Annotated in this window: 18 protein-coding genes; 4 read left to right on the forward strand and 14 right to left on the reverse strand. The window is 44.5% G+C overall.

The window, feature by feature from the left end; genetic code table 11:
• Positions 1 to 128: 128 nt before the first annotated feature.
• From secD to EDD59_RS13715, 3 genes are all read right to left on the reverse strand, one after another.
• On the reverse strand, positions 129 to 2309 hold the full coding sequence (gene secD / locus EDD59_RS13705; RefSeq protein ID WP_132382843.1) for a protein translocase subunit SecD: 2181 nt from the start codon (positions 2307 to 2309) through the stop codon (positions 129 to 131).
• Positions 2310 to 2805: 496 nt separating this feature from the next.
• Positions 2806 to 3231 (reverse strand): hypothetical protein, encoded by a 426-nt coding sequence (locus EDD59_RS13710; RefSeq protein ID WP_132382845.1) that lies wholly within the window; start codon positions 3229 to 3231, stop codon positions 2806 to 2808.
• Positions 3232 to 3496: 265 nt separating this feature from the next.
• Positions 3497 to 4624 (reverse strand): hypothetical protein, encoded by a 1128-nt coding sequence (locus EDD59_RS13715; protein WP_132382847.1) that lies wholly within the window; start codon positions 4622 to 4624, stop codon positions 3497 to 3499.
• A gap of 401 nt (positions 4625 to 5025) precedes the next feature.
• Here EDD59_RS13715 and EDD59_RS13720 point away from each other — a divergent pair, with 401 nt between their 5' ends.
• From EDD59_RS13720 to EDD59_RS13730, 3 genes are all read left to right on the forward strand, one after another.
• Positions 5026 to 5511 carry a cytidylate kinase-like family protein gene (locus tag EDD59_RS13720; RefSeq protein ID WP_132382849.1) on the forward strand — a complete coding sequence of 162 codons (486 nt, stop codon included), beginning with the start codon at positions 5026 to 5028 and terminating at the stop codon, positions 5509 to 5511.
• Positions 5512 to 5806: 295 nt separating this feature from the next.
• Positions 5807 to 6607 (forward strand): DUF4474 domain-containing protein, encoded by an 801-nt coding sequence (locus EDD59_RS13725; protein ID WP_243117431.1) that lies wholly within the window; start codon positions 5807 to 5809, stop codon positions 6605 to 6607.
• On the forward strand, positions 6604 to 7476 hold the full coding sequence (locus tag EDD59_RS13730) for a metallophosphoesterase (RefSeq protein ID WP_132382853.1): 873 nt from the start codon (positions 6604 to 6606) through the stop codon (positions 7474 to 7476). The genes EDD59_RS13725 and EDD59_RS13730 overlap by 4 nt, the downstream gene beginning before the upstream one ends.
• Before the next feature lie 72 nt (positions 7477 to 7548).
• On the opposite strand, the gene EDD59_RS13735 is transcribed toward EDD59_RS13730, so the two are convergent.
• The 4 genes from EDD59_RS13735 to pth all read right to left on the reverse strand — a co-directional run bounded on the left by EDD59_RS13735 (position 7549) and on the right by pth (position 13245).
• The gene (locus EDD59_RS13735) at positions 7549 to 8115 is read right to left on the reverse strand and encodes a manganese efflux pump MntP (protein ID WP_132382855.1); all 567 of its coding nucleotides are present in this window, start codon (positions 8113 to 8115) and stop codon (positions 7549 to 7551) included.
• 11 nt (positions 8116 to 8126) lie between these two features.
• Positions 8127 to 9206 carry a peptidylprolyl isomerase gene (locus EDD59_RS13740; RefSeq protein ID WP_132382857.1) on the reverse strand — a complete coding sequence of 360 codons (1080 nt, stop codon included), beginning with the start codon at positions 9204 to 9206 and terminating at the stop codon, positions 8127 to 8129.
• A 92-nt stretch (positions 9207 to 9298) separates the two neighbouring features.
• Entirely contained in the window at positions 9299 to 12661 is a 3363-nt protein-coding gene (gene mfd, locus EDD59_RS13745) for a transcription-repair coupling factor (protein WP_132382859.1), read from the reverse strand.
• Between the two features lie 5 nt (positions 12662 to 12666).
• The gene (gene pth / locus EDD59_RS13750) at positions 12667 to 13245 is read right to left on the reverse strand and encodes an aminoacyl-tRNA hydrolase (protein ID WP_132382861.1); all 579 of its coding nucleotides are present in this window, start codon (positions 13243 to 13245) and stop codon (positions 12667 to 12669) included.
• A gap of 287 nt (positions 13246 to 13532) precedes the next feature.
• Here pth and EDD59_RS13755 point away from each other — a divergent pair, with 287 nt between their 5' ends.
• Positions 13533 to 13964 (forward strand): hypothetical protein, encoded by a 432-nt coding sequence (locus EDD59_RS13755; RefSeq protein WP_132382863.1) that lies wholly within the window; start codon positions 13533 to 13535, stop codon positions 13962 to 13964.
• 65 nt (positions 13965 to 14029) lie between these two features.
• Here EDD59_RS13755 and EDD59_RS13760 read toward each other — a convergent pair whose 3' ends face one another.
• The 7 genes from EDD59_RS13760 to EDD59_RS13790 all read right to left on the reverse strand — a co-directional run bounded on the left by EDD59_RS13760 (position 14030) and on the right by EDD59_RS13790 (position 20347).
• Entirely contained in the window at positions 14030 to 14293 is a 264-nt protein-coding gene (locus tag EDD59_RS13760) for a glyoxalase (protein WP_132382865.1), read from the reverse strand.
• Positions 14286 to 14966, reverse strand: coding sequence for an HAD family hydrolase (locus EDD59_RS13765; RefSeq protein WP_132382881.1), 681 nt, complete (start codon positions 14964 to 14966; stop codon positions 14286 to 14288). The genes EDD59_RS13760 and EDD59_RS13765 overlap by 8 nt, the downstream gene beginning before the upstream one ends.
• A 278-nt stretch (positions 14967 to 15244) precedes the next feature.
• Complete coding sequence (sigG, locus tag EDD59_RS13770) at positions 15245 to 16024, reverse strand: RNA polymerase sporulation sigma factor SigG (RefSeq protein ID WP_132382867.1); 780 nt, start codon at positions 16022 to 16024, stop codon at positions 15245 to 15247.
• 130 nt (positions 16025 to 16154) lie between these two features.
• Entirely contained in the window at positions 16155 to 17765 is a 1611-nt protein-coding gene (locus EDD59_RS13775) for an MBL fold metallo-hydrolase RNA specificity domain-containing protein (RefSeq protein WP_132382869.1), read from the reverse strand.
• Between the two features lie 74 nt (positions 17766 to 17839).
• Positions 17840 to 18580, reverse strand: coding sequence for an RNA polymerase sporulation sigma factor SigE (gene sigE / locus EDD59_RS13780; RefSeq protein WP_132382871.1), 741 nt, complete (start codon positions 18578 to 18580; stop codon positions 17840 to 17842).
• Between the two features lie 2 nt (positions 18581 to 18582).
• On the reverse strand, positions 18583 to 19371 hold the full coding sequence (locus EDD59_RS13785; RefSeq protein WP_132382873.1) for a sigma-E processing peptidase SpoIIGA: 789 nt from the start codon (positions 19369 to 19371) through the stop codon (positions 18583 to 18585).
• Between the two features lie 208 nt (positions 19372 to 19579).
• Positions 19580 to 20347, reverse strand: a complete 768-nt coding sequence (locus EDD59_RS13790; protein ID WP_132382875.1) for a GolD/DthD family dehydrogenase — start codon at positions 20345 to 20347, stop codon at positions 19580 to 19582.
• Positions 20348 to 20445 lie beyond the last annotated feature (98 nt).

Below are 20445 nucleotides of genomic sequence, written 5' to 3' on the forward strand. Positions count from 1 at the left end.
GCATCTTTGTCAATGTTTCTTCGTTGGTACATCTTTGCTTTTGCATAATTTTTTGCCCAAATGAGCCAGGCAGACATGCCCCCATGTCCATCTGACTCATGCATTACAAGCTGAAAACTTTTACATTTCTATTTCTTTTGTTTTATGCTTTTATTCTTGCTCTTTTTCTCTTTCCATGTAACCCATACAGCACCGGCAATGCAAATGGTCGAATAGCATCCGCTTATCATACCGGCCAGCATCGGCAGGGCAAAGACAATAATAGAGTCTATATTATAAATTAAGCCAAAGACTAAAATAATCGCCACACAGAATATGGTGGAAAGCGCCGTATTAATTGAGCGCGCCAGAGTCTCTGTAATACTTCTGTTTACCAGAGGCACAAGTCCCTCTTTTGAATGTCCCTGCATATGTTCACGTATCCTGTCATAGAGAACGATTGTATCATTAATCGAATATCCGATAATTGTCAGGACTACTGACACAAATGCATCATTAATCGGTATCTTGCAGACACCGAACACCAAGAAAACGATAAATACATCATGTATCAGAGCAACCACTCCGGACACTCCTGCTGACAGCCCTGACAGTGTTGAAAAGCGAATGGCGATATAAATTACAATAAATACAGCCGCCAATACGATAGCAATACCAGAGTTTCTCAGTGCACGTGCTCCGATATAAGGCTCGACCGCATAAGTTTCCGATGATTCATATTTTTGATCCGGCTGGATTTCATTCAAAGCCTCCAGCACTTTTGTCTGATCATCCGGAGAAAGTCCCTGCTTTCCTCCCAGATTCAATACCAGTTTGTTTTGGTCGGACACAAAATCTTTTGTCAGCTGGGCACTGACCGGGCGGTTCAACACATCTTCCGCAGCATCAGCTGCCTTCTCTATATCCGGGGTCCCTTCACAGGTATATTTCAGAATAACGCCTCCGGTAAACTGGGTATCTAAAGTCACCCCTCTCACCCCGCTGATAATGCTCCCAGTAATAAGTACTACTGCTGTAAACAAGAAGATTGCTTTCCGTTTTCCAAGAAAGTCTATTACTTTTCTCTCTTTCTTCACGTAAAACAGCTTTGGTTTCTGAAATACGGGATAAAGAACTGCAGAACTTAACATAATTCTGGAAAGCCATACACCGGCAAGCAGGTTGATGATAACACCTGTAAGCAGAGTATAACCAAAGCTCAGCATCGTTCCTGAGCCAAATATCATCAAAATCACGGCGACTACCGCTGTAGTTACATTTCCGTCCAATACAGAGGAGAAAGCATTCTTGTAGCCCATCCGCACTGCAGTTTTTAAGCTGCTTCCTTTGTTCAACTCCTCACCGATACGCTCGTTGATGATGACATTGGCATCCACGGCCATACCAAGCGACAAAATCAGGCCCGCAATACCGGGGAGCGTCAGCGTATACTGTGGAACGGAAAGCACAAGTATCTGCATGCTCATCTGGAACACCATCGCCAGACAAGCAATCAGTCCCGGAAGACGATAGTACAGTATCATGAACAAACATACCACGGTAAACGCTACCGCTGCGGCCATCAGCATAGCCTTCAAGGCACCGCTTCCCAGGGTGGGGCTGATGGTGTTATAGTTGGTTGTCTTCAGAGAGAAAGGCAGCGCTCCGGCATTAATTTTCTCGGACAAAGCTTTTGCTTCCTCCTGGGAGCCCATCCCGTTAATAACAGCTTCCCCGCCGTCAATTGCCTGTTGTACAACCGGGTTGGAAATCTGCTCTTCATCCATATAGATACCGATGGGTTTTCCAACCAACTCTGCAGTTGCCTTTGCAAAATCCTTTGCCCCGGTTTTGTCAAATTTTAAGGCAACTACATATTCCCCTGTTTGCTGGTCCTTCTGGACATCACTGCTGGATACATTTTTCCCTTCCACCAGGACATTTCCCTCCGGGTCACGGAAGGTCAGCTTGGCGGTCTCTCCCAACTCAGCGATGGCATTCTCAGGATTAAAATCCTTCTCATCTGACTTCCATGGGAATCTGACAATAATGTTGCCGTGCTCTTTATCTACTGTCACCTCACGGTCCACAATGTTTTGCGCATCCAGACGGTTCTCCATAACAATTCTGGCAGACTCAAGGTCCTTTGCGGAAGGAACCTTGTCCACTCCCTCCGGTTCAAATATGGCCTCCACACCGCCCCGGATATCAATACCAAACCGCATATCCACTGCGCCCTTAAAGTCACTGCCCAGGCCAAAAATAGCAACGTAAACAAACACTGCAATGACACACAGCACAATCCATATATTTCTCTTATTCGCTTTCAAGAAAATATCCTCCTCCTAGTTATTCCCATATATTGATGTAGGAATCAAAAGGTATTTTGCCCCCTGATACCTACGGATTGCTCCGCACTTTGTGCTCCCGCAATCCTAAAAACATTCGAAATCCGCCCTACTCGGTCTACTTTCTCATGTTTTACGGGCCCCAAGGTCATGCGTTTCATGCAAGCATGAAACGCATGACCTTTTGACCCTGGTATCATATATTATAATGCCCGCACGTCTATTATGCAAACATAAAATGAGAGCGGCAGTAAAACCGCTCCTAATTTTAGTAACAGTTCAGCCATGCGAATTTTCGACAGCGTAGGCAGGAGAAAGCTTGCTTTCGTATGCATATGCTGCCGAAAATTCATATGGCGCTCTGCCACAGCGAGATGAAGCGCAGCACATGTCCTTGGTTAGCAACCGTAGTGTGGTTGTTTAACAAGGACGGTACCCTTGGGGTGGAATCGAGCTGATGGCTGAACTGTTACTAATTTTACGCTGTTTTCTTTTCTAATGCCTCCACTCTCCGGCGCAGTTCATCAACCAGCTTCATAAGAATTTCTGTACTCTGCTTTTCCAGCTTATGAATTTGATAATATTGCTTCATTTCATCAAGATTCTCCTTTACCTGATCAAGATGGCCCTCCAGAATCTCCCGTGTCCGTTCCATCTCCTCAAGTACCATATTTTCCGTCTCCGAAATTCTTTCCTCTGTTTTTTTATCGAACTCCATAAACATTCTTTCCGTTTTTTTATCGGCCTCCACAAACATTCTTTTCGTTTTTTCATTAGACTCCGCAAGCATTCTTTCTGTTTTTTTATCGGCCTCTGCAAACATTCTTTCTGTTTTTTCATTAGACTCCACAAATCTCTTGTCCAACAATTTTTCTAATAATTCAATGTCATTCTTATCCAACATCTTTATCATTCCTTCGCTTGTTTTATTAAATTATGATACCAGAGTCAAAAGGTCGTGCGTTTCATGCTTGCATGAAAAAGCATGACTTTAGGATTGCGGGAGCACAAAGTGCGTAGCAATCCGTAGGTATCAGGGGTCAAAATACCTTTTGTCGCCTAACTCATATTATATCCCTATCCTTGTAAAAACACAAAGACTATTTTATTCCCGCGAGCAACGAGCCAAGCGGAAATACTTGCATTTACATTTGCGACTGCCGCGAGGGTCAAATATCCTGCAGCTTGCTGCACTGCAAGTTTGATGCCCCTTCAGCTTGCTGCGGGGTCTTTGACTCCAATAGACTACCTTTCCGAAAAAGCTGCTTTCTAAACTCTTCGTCTTCGGTCATGCGAACAATATCTTCAGTGCGATTCTCCTTTAAGAGCTTTTTCAATAATTGACTATATCTTTTTTCACATCTCTCCTCGCCTCTCTGCTCTCCTATCACTAAACCTCTACGTTCGCCTATCTCTACACCCCTTCGTTCACCTATCTCCATACCTCTTTTTTCTCCATCTCGAACCATTTCCTCAATTGCTGTACACATATTAATATCTCCCTTCTCATCTTCAAATAATTTAGGTTTTTCTCTTAATGTCGGAATATCCAAAAATACTGAAAGCAGTTCACTTCGTTCCCTGGACAAATGACTATAATGATCGTTCTTCTCTCTTAGCAGCTTATTCATTTCCACTTTGTCATGACAGACTTTAAGTAGTTCAAAAACTTCCCTCAATCCGGTCTTGAAATTTTCTGTATTAACACTGTCACCGCTCACAAGATGCAATGTATAATTGGGAAATTCTTTTTTCCAGGGACGGAATCTTCCTGTGAAATCCAACATATCGTGCAGGTCCGCCGGTTTTATCCAATTTTTCTTCTCCCCATAATACAGTACAAGGGTCAACACGGGCACCAATCGGTCCTCTTCAGTCATGCCTGACATAAGTTCAGCCGAAGTTTTTAGACTATGCATACCCCTATTATACTTTGCTTTTCTTTGCATCTGGTCTGAATAATCGACTCCGTCATACATTAGACTTCTCACAGGCATACCATAGTGCACCTCTCTTTGAGCCTCCACTGCCAATATAATCTCCGGCTGTCCTCTTTCATCCAGGCTTTTCATTTGCATCTTGACATCTCGAATTCGATTTAGGTTCTTAAGGTCATCATTTCCTACTTTTACCTGCAAGGTCTGCTTCTCACTGCAGGCTACAAGCTGTTCCGGGACTATCACTTGTTCTCCATGAAAGATAGAGCCGTTAAACAAATCTGCAAATATTTCGGTGTCTGATAATATCTTGCAGATCTGAGCATCCTTGGCATACAACTTTGCATGGTTTTTCTCCATACGTTTCCTCCTTTTGCACATTGTAGGAAGAGTGAAGCATAGAGAAATAGTTGGTCTACAATATCTTCCTAATACAGCCATTATAATATCCCATATACCCCGTTTCAAGTATATTGCACTATACATACGCATATACACTGCTGTTCACTCATCCATTTTGTATTCAGTTTTAATGTTACGTTGAACTGGAAATTTGGCAGAAACGCCTGAATTATTGAATAGAATTTTCCAGATATTTTGATTATAGTCTATTTATAAATCAGAGTCAAATTAAAATTACAGTATCTTTTGCTTCCCCCACTCTCATGTTAGTGTTATAATACATGATGTAGGGGGCAAAAGGTATTTTGCCCCCCTGATAACTACAAAAACCCACTGGCATACACAAAGGAGGAATTCATATGAAATTAGTGATTACCATGAGCCGCCGTTTCGGTACCGGTGCAAGTGTGATTGCAAAGGATCTTTCCGAGAGGCTGGATATCCCTGTTTATGATAAAGCATATATTGAGCATCAGATAGGTTCACACAAATATGAGACCGAGGCCGAAGTCATACGGGAACTTGCTTCAAAGCCCTGTATCATCCTTGGACGCTGTGCTTCTGATATTCTGAAAGACCGGATGAATGTCCTGAACATTTTCGTGTGTGCGGACAAGGAGGATCGTATTCACAGAATTATGCGTCTTGAATCCCTTTCCTACGAAGATGCCGAAGAAAAAGTAAAGCGCACAGATGCAGAACGTGCCGCTTATTACGAGGAGCATGTAGGCAAGACCTGGGGGGACGTGAATGACTATCATATGATATTGGATACCTCCAAGCTGGGAGTGGAAAATTGCGCAGATATTCTGATGCATTACTTTGAGAAGCTGGAGTACATATGATACCACAAAGTGCATACCTATATTTATGATACAAGAGTCTGGCAAGCCAGGCTCTTGTTACTTTTGTGCGCCCGGCGGGCGCACATCGGATAGGAGATAATTATCCCCCTTCCGATTGACGGCCTCTGCCAATCCTGCATATAGTATATGAAGAACAGATTGAGGAGAAAGCAAATTGAGGATTTCTAGTATGCAGATTGTAATTCTTTGTATTAGTGTATTGTTAATTCTGCTCGTTTTGGCTATTCTTCTTTTACATCACAAAATGAAGAAAAACCGGAGAAGGGTCTCTGAAATGTCTTACTTTGAAAAATGCAGTCTGCTCAATAACCTGACAAGGCCTTTTGGATTCCTTTACCTTTATTCGAAAGACATTTTTACGGCAAGAACTGATGCCCCACAGCGAAAATTTGGGTATGGGAGCCTTTATGACCTGGCTGCACCGGCCATGAATATGGTCTTTGACTTTGAACCGGTTTATTTCAATTACCATGATAAAACCTGGCTGATTGAATTTTGGAAAGGGCAGTACAGCATTTGCACGGGAGCGGAAGTTGGAGTCTATCATGCCGATTCCATTGTTCCGCCTCTCTTAAGGCCTCAAACTATCTTTCAAGCTGCCTCTCCAGAAGAAATGCTCCCAATAAAACTGCGTTTAAAAGACTCCGACAGAGTTATTTTCAACTTTGAAAGACCCCATTGGTGGCTGACAGGCTTTGTAGTTGGAACTCCCTGTGTGCCCGAGGATCTGGTGCTGGAGGCATCCATTACCTTTCCGGATGAGGACATGTGTAATGCTTTTGTCCGTTGCCTCAAAGAGATTGGTTATGAGAGCAATGAGCTGACCCTTTACTCAAATACCGTACAATTTTGTCTCACAGAGCCAAAGAGTACTCACGACTTTCTTTTAGACCCATGGGTGCAAAGCTACATTCTCTGGAAGGCCAGAATGCTCTGCCGCCTCTACCTCCGGGCTGTAAAACCATTTGACAAGACTGTAGACCGGCTGTTGTATTTATATTATGTTGCGCCTGCTGTTTTCAGGAGGATTCTTCGCATCCGTCCCTTTGAGAAGAAAAGAGGGAGACGCTCATGAGCTGGTATAGACGCATCTCCCGTGCTTTTGAGGATGCCGCCATTGTTCCCATGGGCAGCAGCTCCCGCTTTGTCCTTATGAGTGACTGTCACAGGGGGACCGGCAACCATAACGATAATTTTATGAAAAACCAAAACGTTTATTTTGCGGCATTAAATGACTATTTTGAAAAGGGCTTTACTTATATTGAAATTGGGGATGGGGATGAACTGTGGGAAAACAGGTCCTTTGCAAGGATCATTGATATACACAGTGATGTATTCTGGCTGCTTTCAAAATACAACGAAGAGAACCGCCTATTCATGCTTTACGGCAATCATGACCAGAGTAAAAGGCGGTGCAGCTATTGCCGCCGCCACTGCTCCACTTATCATGTCAGCGGTCAACTGGCTGAGGCTACCCTGTTCCCCGACATATGTTATCTGCAGAGTCTGATTTTAAAAGATACAGAGCAGGAGAATCATTTTTATTTGATACATGGACATCAGGTAGAAATCCTGAACGATACATTAAGTTTTATCAGCAGATTTCTCGTACGTTATTTCTGGAAGCCTCTGGAGGCAACCGGGGTATCTGATCCAACCAGTGCAGCCAGAAATTATACAAAGAAAAGAAAAGTTGAAAAGAAGCTCCTGAAATGGGCCTGTCAAGAAAATAAGATTCTGATTACCGGGCACACGCACCGCCCTATGCTGGGTTCTGCCGACTCACCCTATTTTAATACCGGAAGCTGCGTACATCCCAGGTGTATTACTTGTATAGAGATACAGAATCGGCAGCTGACACTTGTAAAATGGACCGTGCGTACAAAAGAAGACCGCACTCTCTATGTGGCCCGGGAAGTGATAGGTGAAAGCTGGAACTTTTAGTAACTATTCAGGAGGGTACCCTTGAGGTGGAATGAGCTTGCCCTCCTGAACCGTTAGAAAAAGGGGCGCGGGTTAAAACACCAGTACCCCAAGATGTTCCAGCAGTATCTGTGTCCCTATCAGACAGAGAATAATTCCTCCTGCCCGCTCTGCTCTAGACTTATATTTCATGCCAAATATATTGCCCATTTTCACACCTGCAACAGAAAAAAGAAATGTAATGATTCCGATAATAGATGCAGCGGGAAGAATCTCCACCTGAAGAAAAGCAAGTGTGATTCCCACAGCCAGGGCATCGATGCTGGTGGCTACGGCCAGCATAAACATATTTTTTACATCCAGAGAACCGCTGGATGCCGGGCAGTCCTTTTCGAAGGACTCCCGTACCATATTAATACCAATGATTCCAAGCAGGATAAATGCAATCCAGTGGTCAATGGCTGTAATGCTTTCCTTGAACTGTACCCCCAGAAAATATCCGATCATAGGCATCAATGCCTGGAATCCCCCGAACCACATTCCTACGACAGATGCTTTTTTCACCGTAACACCTGGCATTGCCAGGCCCTTACAGACGGACACCGCAAAGGCATCCATAGAAACTCCTACAGCTAATAATAATAATTCAACAATTCCCATTTGTAACTTATTTACTTAGAAGAACCATCTGTGGTATCTCCGCCAGTTTCCTCCGTATTCTGCTTAATAGACACACCCTGGCCGGCAAAATCAACCTTTTTCCATACCCTTTTATGTTCCTTGATATCCGTGTCTTTCCTCCACTTCTTGAGCAGGGAATCATACTGCTTCTGCTTCCGCTCCTCCACGATAGAGTCTTTCTTTGCATCTGTAGCCTCTCTGTCCAGCAGGCTGGTCAGCTTTGCGACATATATGCCATTATCAGACTCTATAATACCGGTCACATCGCCTTCCTTTTCAAGTGCATCCGCTGCTTTTACCACTGCTTCCGTGGGTGTGGTGGATTCTGAATCAAAAGATGCCGTCTGCACTTCCAAATCCGCCTCTTTGGCCGCAGCGTCCATGTCTCCTCCATCTGTCTTTAGAGTATCTGCAAAATTTTGTGCTTTCTCTTTGAGCGCAGCTTTCTCATCGTCGGACATTGTTTTGGATTCGGATGTACCATCATCAGAGGTTTTTGTATAGGAGAAAAGTACATACTGCATACTCTTCTGTGCAGCTTCTTCGTCAGACACTTCTTCGTCCACGCCCTCTTTCATTGGTGCATCCATTTTGCTCTGAATTGTGGCAAGTTCCAGAAATTCTGTTACATACTTCTTGTATCCGGACACCGTTTCTTTTCCCGCTGCAGTGTTGTCCTTTGCAAAGGCCTCTGCCGCTTTGCTGATAGCCTTCTCGTCATCGTCATTAAGCTCCACTTTATAATCTGCCGTGTGCTGTTTCAGGAGGTACATATCTTCTAAAGATTTCAATATACTCTTCTTTGTTGTATCTTCGTATGTAGTCCCTTTCTCTACTTCCTGTGTCCACATTTCATCTCCGGTAGTTCCCAGCATACCTGCATAATAGGTCTCGTATTGTGCCTGCTGCAGCCTGGCATAAAAATTAGCAACCCCCAGAGGAATACTCTCATCTCCCACTTCTGCAACCACCGCATCATTATTCATAGAACGGCTGCAGCCTGTCAGGGACGCTATTGCAAGAACCCCTGCCACTGCAGCAGTAGCTGCTCTCTTACTGAACTTTCCCATAACATCCTCCTGCGTATACATCTTGACTTTGGCTCAACAACATACCCGATTCCATGTGGCTGAACTGTAGTCACCATTATAATCTTTTTTTACTACTCTAACAAGTCTTTTATGTCATTTAACAGTCTTTTCACCAGTTCCAGTATGTCATCATCCTTCATCTTTCCGCTGTATCCTTTCTTTTGATACAGGAAATACGGCGGCGTTTCCGCCTTGAACTGCAGACTGCCCCTATATGCCTTCAGAAGACCGGGAATTTTCTGCGGCTGTACCCTTGCTTTTTCGTACATGGTAAACCAACAGGAATCTCCTTTCTGCTCTACTGCCGTTACATAGGCTGAATGAGCCAGTGCTTTGAGTCCGGCAATATTCAAAAGCTGCTGTACCTTCCTGGGTATGTCACCGAACCGGTCTATCAGTTCTTCTACCATATCGTCCATTTCCTCTTCGTTCTCTATACCGGCAATCCTTTTATAGATATCCAGCTTCTGGTACTCATTTGGAATATAATTTTCCGGGATATAGGCATCTACATTTAGATCCATAGTTGTTGTGTAAACTTCCTCCTCTGTCCCCCCCTTGAGCTGTTTTACAGCTTCATTGAGCATTTTACAATACAGGTCATATCCCACAGCTTCCATATGGCCGTGCTGCTCCGCTCCGAGAAGATTTCCTGCCCCCCTGATTTCAAGATCACGCATGGCAATTTTAATACCGGAGCCTAAATCTGTAAATTCCCGGATTGCCGCCAGCCTCTTTTCCGCCACTTCCTTGAGGAGCTTATCTCTGCGGTACAGCAAAAATGCATAGGCCATCCGGTTGGAGCGCCCAACCCTTCCCCTGAGCTGATAGAGCTGTGAAAGCCCCAGCCGGTCGGCATCATGGATAATCATGGTGTTCACATTAGAAATATCCAGCCCTGTTTCAATAATTGTGGTAGACACAAGGACATCAATATCTCCGTTAATAAAGTCGTACATAATATTTTCCAGCTGCCGCTCATTCATCTGTCCGTGGGCAAAGGATACAACTGCCTCGGGCACCAACTTCTGAATTCTCCCTGCCACATCTGCTATGTCACTGACACGGTTGTAAACGTAATAGACCTGTCCGTTTCTCGACAGTTCCCTCTCTATTGCCTCCCGCACCATCTCATCATTATATTCCATCACGTAGGTCTGAATCGGAAGTCTGTCCATGGGGGCCTCCTCCAGGACACTCATATCCCGGATTCCGATCAGGCTCATATGCAGAGTCCTGGGAATAGGCGTTGCCGTCAGTGTCAGGACATCCACATTTTCTCTGAGCTTCTTAATTTTTTCCTTATGTGACACACCAAAACGCTGCTCCTCATCTATGATCAGAAGCCCTAAATCTTTAAACCGTACATCCTTTGACAGTACTCTGTGAGTTCCTATGACAATGTCTACCAGTCCCTTTGTCAGATCATTCACTGTTTTCTTCTGCTGGGCCGAGGTGCGGAACCTGCAGAGAAGGTCTGCCCTGACGGGAAAATCTTTCATTCTCTGTACAAAGGTGTTATAGTGCTGCTGGGCCAAAATGGTAGTGGGCACCAGGTATACGACCTGCTTTCCCTCCTGCACCGCCTTAAATGCGGCACGTATGGCAATCTCAGTCTTCCCATAGCCCACATCCCCGCAAATCAGACGGTCCATGACCTTTTTACTCTCCATGTCCCTTTTTGTGTCCGCGATTGCCTGCAGCTGGTCATCCGTCTCCTCGAAGGGGAACATTTCCTCAAATTCCTTCTGCCACACAGTATCCTTCTCATATACAAACCCTTCAGACTGCTGCCGGGCAGCATAAAGTGCAACCAGATCCTTTGCCACATCCTTTACTGCGCTGCGGACCTGGTTTTTTGTCTTTGTCCACTGGCTTGTTCCCAGTTTGTTCAGCCTCGGTTTTTTTGCGTCTGCACCGGCATATTTCTGTATCAGATCGAGCTGAGTGGCCAAAATATAAAGAGTTCCGCTGTCTGCATAGGAAATCTTCATGTAGTCTTTTGTGACTTTATCCACCTCGATCTTTTCAATTCCCCGGTAAATCCCCAATCCATGATTCTCATGGACTACATAATCGCCCACCTTCAGTTCAGAAAAATCCTGGATTTTCTGTCCCTCGTAAACTTTTCTCTTCTTTTTGCGCTTCTGTTTCCCAAAAATGTCCGACTCCGATATCACCATGAACTTCAACAGCTGATATTCATACCCTTCGGACACATGTCCGTAGGCCGCCATAATTTCACCGGGCTGTACCTCGCGGTGCATGTCCTCGCTGTAAAAGCTGCTTAAATCATAATCCCTCAAATCCTCAGCCAGACGTTTGGCACGCGTCCTGGAGCCTGAAAGCAAAATGACTCTGTATCCGCTTCGTTTCAGTCTCTTTAAGTCCCTGGTCAGCATCTCGAAACTGTTGTTGTAGGGATTTACACCCTTCGTCTGGAGACTGTAGGTATCCCTGACATGAAAGCTTCCACATTTTGATTCAAGTATTGTCAATCCGATGCCGCAGTACCGGTTCATTTTCTCAATAATCTCTTTTGTGGTAAACACCTGCAGCTCTTCTTCTGCATCTTCCACTCCCGCTTCTTCTCTATTCCTTCTGCTGCTTAAAAACTCATCTGCCACCTCATCAGCCCGCTCAATAAGACGAAGAGGTTCATCCAGAAAAAGAAGACTTTTGTCCCTCGGAAAATAATCCAGAAACGAAACATTCTCTACATTCTCTCCTATTGTTTCCGACGCCGGATAAATATCCACCTCATCCAGCCTTTCCACTGAGCGCTGGCTTTCAATGTCAAAGGTGCGGATAGAATCCACCTCATCTCCCCACAGCTCGATACGCACGGGCATCTCCTCGGTCAGCGGAAAGATATCAAGTATCCCGCCTCTGACGGCAAACTGCCCCGGTCCCTCAATCTGTGCTTCCCGCTCATATCCCATAGATGCCAGTTTCTTCTCCAGTTTCGTCAGATCGATGTTCCCGGTACCTGCAATATGGATTCTTTGTCCGGCAACCTCCTTTAAAGGCACCACTCCATCCATGAAGCCATCTATCGTTGTGATAACTGTAATTCCGGCCGTTTCTGTCTCCTCTTTTTCTTCTGCCTCCAGAATGGCCTGCACGACTTCCATTCTCTGCTTCACAAGATACTTGCCTTTGATATCCGCATGGTAAAATAGAAGGTCTCTGGCTGCATAGAGATATACATTTTCGTCCAGAAACCGATATTCTTCATAGGCTTTCTCTGCCTTTTCACCACTGGAATAAGCGATGATTTTGTAATAACAACCATCGCCCAGTGCATACATCAGATGTGTCTTCTGTGAATTAACACACCCTGTTATCTGTAGAATTCCTTCACCCTTTCGCCGTTTTTCCAATATTTCTTTATATTCTGCCAACTCGGCAAGGGGCGCTAAAAAAGCCTGCATATCTCTTACTCTTCCTTCTTTTTCCGATTATACTCGTTCATTGCTGCCTGCATATCTCCGGCCGTTATCATCTCTACAGCATGTACTGCCGACTTGCAGCCTTCTTCTACTAATTCGCGTTCGGCCTTTGTAAAATGTCCCAGCACATAGTCTGCCAGATCATACCTGGATGGCTTTTCCCCCACTCCCAGCTTAATTCTTGGAAACACCTGTCCCCCCAGATGTGCGATAATATTTTTGATTCCGTTGTGCCCGCCGGCGCTTCCTTTTGCACGGATGCGGACTGCCCCCACATCAAGGCTTATATCATCATAAATCACAATGAGCTCCTGCTCAGGGTCTATCTTATAGTATTGCACAAGGCTGATAATACTCTCTCCGCTTAAATTCATATAAGTCTGAGGCTTTGCAAGAATGACCTTTTCCCGGCCGATCATCCCTTTTCCTATAAAAGCCCGGTGCTTCTTTGTGTCCATATCTATATTATATTTGTCCGCAATGGTATCTATCACTTCAAATCCCACATTATGTCTCGTACCTTCGTATTGTCTGTCTGGATTCCCCAGACCTGCTATGATATACATACACTTCACCTCTTCATTCTTACCTATTCTACAGGATGTGTCCAGGTTTGTCCATAAGCGGATCTTGAAAATTTATTCATACGGTTCAGCCGTTAGCTCGATTCCACCCCAAGGGTACCGTCCTTGTTAAACAACCACACTACGGCTGCTAACCAAGGACATGTGCTGCGCTGCATTTATCCCTGAAATTTGCATGGCTGAACTGTATGAATAAATTTCCCTCTCCTGTCATAAACTTATAAAAAGCGAATTGGGCAAGTAAACTGACTGCATGGGAGGTCTCTTAAATGGGTTCCAAAACCAAAATAATCGTTCTGCACATGAAAGAAATTATCTATACCGCTGTCTTTGTGGCACTGGGCATACTGCTGGTAATTTTACTGGTTGTTATGTTCCGCCCGGGAAAGGATAAGGGCGCAGACGTCAAGAAGCAATATACTCCGGGAGTTTACACTTCCACGCTGACCTTAAATAACACAAATCTGGAAGTGGAAGTTTCCGTAGATGAATCTCATATCAACTCCATACGATTCTCCAATCTGGATGAAGCAGTAACGACCATGTTTCCGCTTATCCAGCCTGCCATGGAGGACATTGCCGACCAGGTCTGTGACAAACAATCTCTGGAGGATATATCTCTCTCCAAGGATACGCCATATACTTCCCAAGTAATTCTGGACACAATAAAAGAGGCAATAGCAAAAGCCGCAGTGAAATGATGCTGCGGCTTTTGTATGTCTGGAACCTGTCCTTACATACAGTGACTGGCTCCTAAGTACTAGGATTAACCTTCCACAATCAGATATTTGTCACCGGTTAGTGCGAAGACTTCTGAAGCATCCTCCAGTTCCTCGTCCGACATATTGTCCACATCAACTCCGCTTTCCTCAAAGTACTCTCTTACTTCCCGGAGGGAATCCACTACCACTGCCATACAGTCCTCCAAAAAAGCTTCTGCTTCCTCCAGTGTCCCGGCAACCGGCTCATCAAACAGCTGACCTTGTTTTTCTAAGAATGTAAGCAAGCACTCCTCATCGAATTCATTCATGACTTTCCACCTCCTGATTTTCGTCAATCCATTTTATGATTTCCCGGGTCGTATCCACGATCACCCCGGCTCCTTCTGTCTCAAGGGCTTCTCTGCCCCTGAACCCCCAGGATACACCTATGGTTTTCATCTTCGCAGCCTCTCCGGTCGCAATATCCACCTCTGAATCTCCGATGTATATAACTTCCCGGGGCTGTGCACCCAGCTTCCCGGCAATCTCCAACACTGCTGTTGGATCGGGTTTTTTGGGCACTCCCGGCTTTTGTCCCTGAATCCATTGGAAGGTATCTTTTCCAAAAATCTCTTCCACCACATGGATGGCCTGTCTGTCAGGCTTGTTGGACAATACGGCAAGACTAAGCCCCAGCTCTTTCATTTCCCGAAGCATCTCAGAGATTCCGTCATAGGCTACTACATGATATGTGCAGTTGTCATCAAATATACGGCCGTATCTCTCCATTGCTTCATCAATCCGCCGTAAATCCTCATCCCCGCCTGCACGCAGCGCCCTCTCCAACAGGACCCTGGCGCCGTTTCCTACAAACAGGCGGCACTCCTCCCTTGTAATAGGCAAAAGCCCCATCTCTTTCAGCGTCGCATTTACGGAAAAGGTCAGGGAATCCAACGTATCTGCCAGGGTTCCATCTAAATCAAAAATACAAACTTTATACATGGTTCGTCTCCATCCTTCCTGAACTGTAATTATCATAGTATGATACCAGGATCAAAAGGTCATGCGTTTCATGCTTGCATGAAAAAGCATGACTTTGGGATCCGCAAAACATGAGAAAGAAGCCCGAGTAGGGCGGATTTCGAATGTTTTTAGGATTGCGGGAGCACAAAGTGCGGAGCAATCCGTAGGTATCAGGGGGCAAAATACCTTTTGACCCCTACATCATAGTATGAAGTTATAGAAATTTCAACCACTTATAAAGTTTTTTTGCCGGCCAGCTAACCCAGGAGATATTGCCGCATTATTTTTAGTGCATTTTTTTCCAGCCTGCTCACCTGAGCCTGGGATATCCCGATTTCTTCTGCCACCTCCATCTGTGTCTTACCTTCAAAAAAGCGCAGTTTAATAATATATCTTTCCCTTTCATTTAAACGTTCCATGGCAGCCTCCAGGGATAATTCCTCCACCCAGTTTTCTTCTTTGTTCTTCCTGTCACTGACCTGATCCATAACATAGAGTGTGTCCCCGCCTTCATTGTAAACCGGTTCATGGAGGCTCATGGGCATCTGAATGGCATCCAGGGCAAACACAATATCCTCCTTAGAGATTCCGATTTCCTCTGAAATTTCCTGTACTGTAGGCTCTTTTAAATATTTCTTCATATAGCCTTCTTTTGCATAAATAGCTTTATACGCAGTGTCACGCAGGGAACGGCTGACCCGGATGGAATTATTGTCCCGCAGATATCTGCGGACCTCTCCAATAATCATAGGTACTGCATAAGTTGAAAATTTCACAAGTCTGTCGGGGTCAAAATTGTCCACCGCCTTCATCAGTCCCACACATCCGATCTGGAATAAATCGTCTGCATTTTCATTGCTGTTGGAAAAACGCTTGATTACGCTTAATACCAGCCTTAAATTTCCTTTAATATATTCCTCTCTTGCCTCTTCATCTCCCTGTTTAATACGCGCAAACAAAGCCTCCTTCTCTTCTTCTTTCAAGAGCGGAAGCTTTGCTGTATTCACACCACACAATTCAACTTTATTCAGAGCCATAATAAGAATCCCTCCTAGACGAAAAATTTTATTCTAGTAAAATGATTCTCATTCTGAGCTCCTGTTATTCTCACTCGATATAAAATTTAAAAAGTTTTAGCCCTTGACAAACAAAATAATAACTATTTTGTTACTTATAGATATCCCATTTATCTGCCAGATTATGTATCTGTTTCTCAAACTTTGCCTTATCCTTGTTGCTGATCTGTCCACATTTATAAACGACTTCCATGAGGCGTCTTCCCGCCGCAATCAGTCTGTCAAAGGCTGCATCTGCTTTTTGAGCAGCGGCTTTCTTTGTCTTCACCGGTATGCGTACACCCTCACTTAAAATTTCATTTGCCGCCAGGTCAACCTCTCCATCCGGGAACGGTGCCCACGCCGGGTATCCCAGCCTTTCCTGAACTGTTGCAGCAAATTCCTCCGCTACTGTATCGTCACCATGAACCACAAATACTTGTTCAAGGGGAGTCTTAAATCCTTCCAGCCATGCCAGCAGTCCGTTCATATCTGCATGGCCGCTGACGCCGTGCAGATTCTCGATTCTGGCATGAACTTCGATAGGCTCACCGAAAATCTTGACGTGCTTTTCTCCATCCAGGATTCTTCTGCCCAAAGTTCCCTCGGCCTGATAGCCTACAAACAAAATGGTGCTTTCTGCTCTCCACAGATTATGCTTTAAATGATGACGGATACGTCCGGCATCGCACATGCCGGAGGCAGACACGATTACCTTTGGTTTTTCAATCTGGTTGATCATCTTGGAGTCATCACTGGTAACAGAAGCATGCAGTCCCGGGAATACAAGAGGATTGATTCCCGCATTTATCAGAGCAAGGGCTTCCTCGTCAAAACATTCCTTCATATTTTTTGTGAAGACCTTTGTTGCCTCAATTGCCAGGGGACTGTCCAGATATACTTCGAAATTTGGATACTCTTTCAGCAGATTTTTCTCCTTAATCTCACGGATAAAGTACAGCACCTCCTGGGTACGTCCCACTGCAAAGGAAGGAATAACCACATTTCCTTTCCTATCAAAAGTTTCTCGTAATACTTTTACAAGCTCCTGCACATAATCCACAGGCTCGGTGGAATGAACCCGATTTCCGTAAGTGGATTCCACCACCACATAATCAGCTGACTCTGTATAGTGCGGATTCTTAATAATGGGCTGATTCAGATTCCCCACATCCCCGGAAAATACAATTTTCTTCTCCACAGCTCCTTCCGTAATCCACACTTCAATGCTTGCGGAACCGAGCAGATGCCCCACATCGGTAAAACGTACTTCAATCCCGTCACATATCCGGATGCGCTCGTTATACTGGCAGGGGACAAGCTTCTCAATGGCATCCAGGGCATCCTGCACTACGTAAAGTGGTTCAAAAGCCTGTTGTCCGGCTCTCTTTCCCTTCCTGTTGCGCCATTCTGCTTCAAATTCCTGAATATGTGCACTGTCACGAAGCATAATATTACACAAATCTGCAGTAGCATATGTAGTAATAATCTGTCCCTTGAACCCTTTTTTCACCAACAGCGGCAGCAAACCTGAGTGGTCAATATGCGCGTGGGTTAAAAGCACATAATCCACTTCATTTTCAGGAAGGGGAAGACCCGGATTCTCAAACAGGTCCGGCCCCTGCTCCATACCATAATCCACCAGAATCGTCTTTCCTGCTGCCTGCAGCATGTGACAGCTTCCAGTTACTTCATGGGCTGCTCCTATAAATGTCAGTTTCATCAGCATCACCAACCCTTTTTGTTTTATCTTAACATCTTTCCTATAGAATTTATACAGGAATTTTGTAAATGTAACTATTCATACCTCACCATTTCCCGTTTCAGTCTCTGCATAATTTTCTTTTCCAGCCTGGATATATAGGACTGTGATATCCCCAGCAAATCTGCAACTTCTTTCTGTGTCTTTTCCTCTCCCTCGGGATTATCCAGTCCAAAGCGCATTTTTACGATCAGCTTTTCTCTGCTGGATAATTTGTTGATAGCCCTTACCAGCATCTTCCTCTCCGCTTCATTTTCCAGATCCTTATATATGGTGTCCTCCTCTGTGCCGAGTATGTCGGACAGAAGAAGCTCATTTCCGTCCCAGTCCACATTCAATGGCTCATCTATGGACACCTCCATTTTAGTTTTACTGTTCCGGCGCAGATACATCAGTATCTCATTTTCAATACAGCGGGACGCATAGGTAGCAAGCTTTATATTTTTCGTGGGATTAAAAGTGTTGATAGCTTTGATTAGTCCAATGGTACCGATGGAAATCAGATCTTCCACACCCACTCCCGTGTTATCGAATTTTTTTGCTATGTATACCACCAGCCGCAGATTATGCTCTATCAGAAGCTTCTTTGCCTCCTCATCATATTCGGAACCCAGATTCTGTATCACCTCTGTTTCCCTCTCCGTCTCCAGTGGGGCCGGCAGCACCTCCGACCCTCCGATATAATGTATCTCTTTACGGTTCGGGAAGAAAATACTTCTGAAGTCAGGTATTACTTTTAGTTTAAACTGCTGGGGTACTGCTATTTTTACAACCATTTTTATATGCCTCCTAATATGTCTGGATTTAAAATCATCTGATACTCTTCTTGCTCTGAAACACACTCCTCGCAAACCCCCAGGACCGGATTCTCTACCCACCGGTCTTCCTCAAGGTGGACACACATTTTCCTTATACGGAATACGGGCATAATACTTTCCCTTCCCACTGTCCGGTAGGGTATGTAACGGAATCCGTTTTTTATATCCTCCTCTGTCAGTATGGATTTTGCCAGAGCCTTATCTACTACACTTACCGGCTCCTTTGACACACTATCCTTCAAGCCGTTTCCGGTGTCAATCAACGCCTTCACTTTTTGCTCACCTGCACTGGTATACAATGTAATCTCGCATATTTTTTTCTGTAACTCTTTCTGCCCGATGAGAAACTTCCAGATTCCCTTTATCAGATAATAAGAGCCCACAGCGGCTGCAAAAAACAGACTTCCAATCCGAACATACGGACGAAGTGCCTGCAGAATCCCCCCAAATAGAAAAGATGCGATATACAGTAAACCGAATGCTTTGAAAAATTGTTTTTTCCCTTTGATTCTTAATCCTGCTTTTATCATTATTGTATTGATTACCGCGTGAAATGTGACAAATTTTATAATGGCCGGCATAGGAATTGCTATCACTCCACATGTCAGTCCTGCCCCGAGCGCTCCTCCCAAATAGATACGTCCATGTGTGGTAGAACATTTCAGCATCTGGTTCACCGTCAAAAGCAGAAGGGAGTCCATCATAAAATTTATAAGAAACAACACGTCTATGTATAATTCATAGTACACATTTCACCCTCTTTCTCGTTGGTACTAAGACACTCAAGCAAGCAAGATTAATTATAAAGGGATATGTTTTGAAAATTTGTCAGAAGATGACAGGAGAAAAGAGGATTATTTCGACAAAAAGAAAAAAGGGGTCTGACCCTTTTGAACTCCGTTTTCAGAATTGTTTTACAATTCTAAAAACGGGCCGCAAAAGGGTCTGACCCCTTTTTTATTTAATCGTATATCCCCCGTCTATTATTAGATTATGCCCTGTAATCATGGCTGCTCCTCCGCTGCATAGAAATGCGATCGCGGCTGCAATTTCGTCGGGTTCTGCAAACCGCTCTGAGGGAATTTCTTTCTTAAATGCGTCTCCTACAGGACCATCCCAGGCTTTATGTCCAAGCTCTGTCAAGACAACTGTGGGAGAAACTGCATTTACGCGTATCCCATATTTCCCCCATTCATAGGCCAGGACTTTTGTCATAGCAATGACCGCCCCCTTTGACGCGCAATAAGCCACATGTTTATCAAGGGCTATAACTCCCGCCTGAGATGCCATATTGACAATGCATCCACCCACTTCATGAGCAATGAAATATTGGCCCATCATCTGTGCCATCATAAAGGATGCTTTTAGATTCACATCCATAGTTCTGTCCCAATCCGCCTCAGTCAGACTTTCGGCTCTTTCCAGTGCAACGATTCCGGCGCAGTTCACTAATATGTCCACCCGTCCGAAGACGTTTAGTGTTTCTTCCAGTACTTTCTTCCGGTATTCTCCATCTGCAGCATTTCCCGGCAAACCAATTGCATTATCCTGTAATTTCTTAGCCACCTCATTCACATTGGGATTTAAATCCGCTAAGCAGAGGTTGACTCCTTTTTTTGAAAAGAATTCCGCCGTGGCGCGCCCTATACCCGCAGCGCCACCTGTAATAATTGCAGTTTTCCCTTCTAATGAAAACTCTGTATCCACCCCATAATATTTAATCAATTCAAACTTCCTGCCACTCGAAATATGGACAAATATACCCATATCGAGAATTTTACTGCTTCAACCTATATGCTTTCACTCTGATTAATCAGACACTA

This window comes from Muricomes intestini, assembly GCF_004346165.1.
Lineage (GTDB): Bacteria > Bacillota > Clostridia > Lachnospirales > Lachnospiraceae > Muricomes > Muricomes intestini.

What these genes read in the sequence shown, in the direction of transcription:
- EDD59_RS13755 (WP_132382863.1), top strand. Translation starts at nt 13,533, where the DNA reads ATGGGTTCCAAAACCAAAATAATCGTTCTGCACATGAAAGAAATTATC.
- EDD59_RS13720 (WP_132382849.1), top strand. Translation starts at nt 5,026, where the DNA reads ATGAAATTAGTGATTACCATGAGCCGCCGTTTCGGTACCGGTGCAAGT.
- EDD59_RS13735 (WP_132382855.1), bottom strand. Translation starts at nt 8,115, where the DNA reads ATGGGAATTGTTGAATTATTATTATTAGCTGTAGGAGTTTCTATGGAT.
- mfd (WP_132382859.1), bottom strand. Translation starts at nt 12,661, where the DNA reads ATGCAGGCTTTTTTAGCGCCCCTTGCCGAGTTGGCAGAATATAAAGAA.
- EDD59_RS13725 (WP_243117431.1), top strand. Translation starts at nt 5,807, where the DNA reads ATGTCTTACTTTGAAAAATGCAGTCTGCTCAATAACCTGACAAGGCCT.
- EDD59_RS13730 (WP_132382853.1), top strand. Translation starts at nt 6,604, where the DNA reads ATGAGCTGGTATAGACGCATCTCCCGTGCTTTTGAGGATGCCGCCATT.
- sigE (WP_132382871.1), bottom strand. Translation starts at nt 18,580, where the DNA reads ATGGTTGTAAAAATAGCAGTACCCCAGCAGTTTAAACTAAAAGTAATA.
- EDD59_RS13740 (WP_132382857.1), bottom strand. Translation starts at nt 9,206, where the DNA reads ATGGGAAAGTTCAGTAAGAGAGCAGCTACTGCTGCAGTGGCAGGGGTT.
- sigG (WP_132382867.1), bottom strand. Translation starts at nt 16,024, where the DNA reads ATGGCTCTGAATAAAGTTGAATTGTGTGGTGTGAATACAGCAAAGCTT.
- EDD59_RS13710 (WP_132382845.1), bottom strand. Translation starts at nt 3,231, where the DNA reads ATGTTGGATAAGAATGACATTGAATTATTAGAAAAATTGTTGGACAAG.
- EDD59_RS13715 (WP_132382847.1), bottom strand. Translation starts at nt 4,624, where the DNA reads ATGGAGAAAAACCATGCAAAGTTGTATGCCAAGGATGCTCAGATCTGC.
- EDD59_RS13765 (WP_132382881.1), bottom strand. Translation starts at nt 14,966, where the DNA reads ATGTATAAAGTTTGTATTTTTGATTTAGATGGAACCCTGGCAGATACG.
- EDD59_RS13760 (WP_132382865.1), bottom strand. Translation starts at nt 14,293, where the DNA reads ATGAATGAATTCGATGAGGAGTGCTTGCTTACATTCTTAGAAAAACAA.
- EDD59_RS13775 (WP_132382869.1), bottom strand. Translation starts at nt 17,765, where the DNA reads ATGAAACTGACATTTATAGGAGCAGCCCATGAAGTAACTGGAAGCTGT.
- pth (WP_132382861.1), bottom strand. Translation starts at nt 13,245, where the DNA reads ATGTATATCATAGCAGGTCTGGGGAATCCAGACAGACAATACGAAGGT.